The sequence below is a fragment of the Roseomonas chloroacetimidivorans genome, assembly GCF_049629625.1.
Lineage (GTDB): Bacteria > Pseudomonadota > Alphaproteobacteria > Acetobacterales > Acetobacteraceae > Roseomonas > Roseomonas chloroacetimidivorans.
In genome coordinates, this window is the sequence record NZ_JBNBZS010000266.1 from 1 (window position 1) to 1,444 (window position 1,444).

Sequence of the window (1,444 nt, forward strand, 5' to 3'; positions counted from 1 at the left end):
CGGCCCCAGCTATGGACGGCCCCACCACCACGTGGGTCATCTTGGCATCCTAGCAGCACGGTCGCCTGCAGTCAGCTATCCGGTCTTGTCTAGACCCTGATGGTTTCCGCGAAACGGCGCCCAATCACTTAACGCTCTCAAAGAGCGATGTGTCCGTCGGACTTTGCCGCTTCTCGGTCCTGCAACCGATCCTGCCATCAACCTCGATTACCCTCGCAGACCGTGGGCCCCAGCCCGCGCGCCGCGCCTCTTCAGGCAGCCGACGCGAAGGCCCTGGCCGGTTCGTAGCGCTCCCCACGCATCATGATGGCCCAGGCGATCCGCGCGAGCTTGTTGGCGTACGCCACAGTCGCCACATTCACCGGCCGTCGCTCCAGCAGGCGATCGACCCAGCCGGTCGGGCTGCTAGCTGCCCGCTTGCACCAGCCGACGACCGCCCGCGCGCCGTGAACCAGCAGGCGGCGGATGTAGCCATCGCCCCTCTTGCTAATACCCCCGAGCCGCTCCTTGCCGCCGCTCGACCTCTGCTGCGGTACCAACCCCAGCCAGGCCGCAAACTGCCGACCCGAGCCAAACTGGCGTGGGTCGCCCACCGTCGCCACCAGGGCACTGGCCGTGATCGGACCGATGCCTGGCACACCTTGCAACCGGCGGCTGGTTTCGTCGGCCCTGTGCCAGGCGAGTAGCTTGGCCTCGACCTCGTCGACGCGCTCGCCGAGAGCCCGCAGTTGCGCAGCCAATATGCCAAGCATCTCAGCCGCCAGCGGCGGTAGCCGCCTCTCAGCCTCTGCCCCCGCCTGCAGCAGCGCGAGGAGCCGGTCGATGTTGCGGATCCCTTGGCCGACGGCGATGCCGAACTCGGCGAAGTGGGACCTGATGGCGCTGATCAAGCTGCTGCGCTGACGGATGAGCAGGTCTCGCGTCCTGTGCAGAAGAATGACGGCCTGCTGCTCCGCCCCCTTCACTGGGACAAAGCGCATGGTCGGACGCGTCACCGCCTCACAGATCGCCTCGGCATCGGCCGCGTCGTTCTTCTGGCTTTTCACATACGGCTTCACGAACTGCGGCGGCATGAGCCGGACCTGGTGACCCAGCTTGTTCAGCTCGCGGCCCCAATGATGCGCCGTGTGACAGGCCTCCATGCCAACAAGCGCCGGCGGCAATGTTGCAAAGAAAGCCGTGACCTCACTTCGACGCAGCCGGCGCCGCAGAACAACCCGCCCCGCAGCATCCACCCCGTGTACCTGGAAGACATTCTTTGCCAGGTCCAGTCCAATGACCTCGACCGCCATCCTCGCCTCCTCTCGCTGGGTCCCCTGGCCGCATCCTCGGCCAGGAGAGCAGTTAGGAAAGCGGGGCCGTCCATCCCATCACGGCCGCACCTCACTGCACAGCCATTACCAGATCGAGTTTCTACTTGCATTCATGAGGGCATCCACACACG

1 protein-coding gene is annotated in these 1,444 nt (G+C 65.7%); it reads right to left on the reverse strand.

Going from position 1 to position 1,444, the window contains the following annotated elements:
• Positions 1-251: 251 nt before the first annotated feature.
• Positions 252-1,292, reverse strand: a complete 1,041-nt coding sequence (locus ACO1BU_RS37300) for an IS110 family RNA-guided transposase (RefSeq protein ID WP_424140893.1) — start codon at positions 1,290-1,292, stop codon at positions 252-254.
• Positions 1,293-1,444: the final 152 nt, after the last annotated feature.